This is a genomic window from Salipiger sp. (genome assembly GCF_059781815.1).
This window is the reverse complement of the sequence record NZ_JBYNAH010000381.1, coordinates 1-2,309: the sequence shown is the minus strand read 5'-3', so window position 1 is coordinate 2,309 and position 2,309 is coordinate 1. Positions and strand designations below refer to the sequence as shown.

General features: G+C 68.8%; 1 protein-coding gene. It reads right to left on the bottom strand.

The window, feature by feature from the left end; all coding sequences use genetic code 11:
* Nucleotides 1-2,198: ribonuclease R (gene rnr, locus AC6RA4_RS24935; protein WP_500164931.1), on the bottom strand; the 2,198-nt coding region annotated here is incomplete at its 3' end.
* Nucleotides 2,199-2,309 lie beyond the last annotated feature (111 nt).

Genomic DNA, 2,309 nt, shown 5'->3' with positions numbered 1-2,309 from the left:
CCCCGCGCCCGTCCGCGCCCGGGCCGGCCCGCGCCGCGCCCCTGCGGGATCTCGGCATCCTCGATCTCGAGCAGGTCGAGCGCGATCCCGCCGGTGACCGGCGCAGCCTCCACCAGCTTGACCCGCACGCGCTGCCCCAGAGCGATGATCATCCCGGTATCGGCGCCCATCAGCGTCCCGGCTTCGCGGTCGAAATGGAAATACTCGTTGCCGAGCTTGCGGATCGGCACCAGCCCGTCGGCGCCGGTCTCGTCGAGCTTCACGAACACGCCGAACTTGGCGATGCCGCTGATCCGGCCGCCGAACTCGGCACCGATGCGATCCGAGAGGAAGGCCGCGAGGTAGCGGTCATTGGTGTCGCGCTCGGCCATCATCGAGCGCCGTTCGGTGTCCGAGATATGCTGCGCGGTCTGCTCCAGCGTCTCGATCTCGTGCTCGCTCAGCCCGTCATCGCCCCAGCCATGCGCCTTGATCAATCCGCGGTGCACGATGAGATCGGAATAGCGCCGGATCGGCGAGGTGAAATGCGCGTAGTTCTGCAGCGCGAGGCCGAAATGGCCGAAATTCTTCGGCGAGTAATAGGCCTGCGTCATGCTGCGCAGCGTCGCGATGTTGATCAGCTCCGCCTCTTCCTTGCCGGCGGCGTCATGCAGCAGCCGGTTGAGATGCGCGGTCTTCAGCACCTGCCCCTTGGCCAGCGTCAGCCCCGCCGCGTCGGCGGTCTCGCGCAGGCTCTCGAGCTTGTCGGGCGGCGGCTCCTCGTGGACCCGGAACAGCAGCGGCGTGCGCTTGGCGATCAGGGTCTCGGCGGCGCAGACATTGGCGAGGATCATGAACTCCTCGATCAACCGGTGCGCATCGAGACGCTCGACAAAGTTGACCGAGGTGACCTTGCCCTCCTCGCTCAGCACCACCTTGCGCTCGGGCAGGTCGAGATCCAGCGGCTCGCGCCGGGCGCGGGCCTCGCGCAGCGCCGCATAGGCGGCGTAGAGCGGCTGGATCACCGGCTCGAGCAGCGGGCCGGTCTTGTCGTTGGGCTCGCCGTCAAAGGCCGCCTGCACCTCCTGGTAGTTCAGCGAGGCGGGCGAGCGCATCAGGCCGCGCACGAACTTGTGGGATTTCTTGTTGCCCTCGGCATCGATCACCATGCGCACCGCGATGCAGGCGCGTGGCACGCCCTCGTGCAGCGAGCAGAGGTCGCCCGAGAGCCGGTCGGGCAGCATCGGCACCACGCGGTCGGGGAAATAGCTCGAATTGCCGCGTTTCTTCGCCTCGCGATCAAGCTCCGAGCCCGGGCGCACGTAATGCGCCACGTCGGCGATGGCGACCCAGATCACGTGGCCGCCCTGGTTCTTCGGATCCTCGTCGGGCTCGGCGAAGCAGGCATCGTCGTGATCGCGCGCGTCCCACGGGTCGATGGTGACCAGCGGCAGCTCACGCAGGTCGGTGCGGCCCTTGAGGCCCGCGGGCTTCATCGCGTCGGCCTCGGCCAGCACCTTCTCGGGGAAGTCATCGGGGATGCCGTGCTGGTGGATGGCGATCAGCGAGACGGCCCTGGGCGCGGTGGGATCGCCGAGACGCATGACGATGCGCGCCCGCGGCAGGCCCATGCGGGTGGCGCGCGGCCCGGCCTGCTCGGCCTCGACCAACTCGCCATCCTGTGCGCCGTGGGTGGCGTCGGGCGCCACGGTCCATTCCTTGTCGGAGCCCTTGTCGATGGGCAGGATGCGGCCGCCCTCGGCACCCTTGCGGAAGATCCCCACCACCTTGAGCGGGCTGGCCCCGATGCGCCGGATGAGCCGCGCCTCGTAATTGTGATCGGCCTCGTGCACCACCTGCAGCCGCGCGAGGATGCGGTCGCCCTCGCCCAGCGCCGGATCGGTGGCGCGCGGCACGAAGAGCACCGTCGGCTCGACCCCCTCGCCGTGCCATTCCAGCGGCTGCGCGAACTGGTCGCCGTTCTCGTCGGCGGCCTTCATCTGCAGCACCGTCACCGGGGGCAGGCGGTCGGGGTCGCGATAGGTCTTCTTGCGCTTTTCCAGATGGCCCTCGTGCTCCAGCTCCTTGAGCAGGCGCTTGAGGTCGATCCGCGCCGCGCCCTTGATGCCGAAAGCCTTGGCAATGTCGCGCTTCGAGGTGAGGGTCGGGTTGGCGGCGATCCAGTCGAGGATATCCGGTTTGGTCGGCAGTTTGCTCATGGCCCTGAGCTAGCACGGCGCACCGCCCCCGTCATGGCGATTCTCACGCGCCGCACCGCCCCTGTCTTCTTCTGGCCGAAAATATCCCGGGGGTCCGGGGGCAGCGCCCCC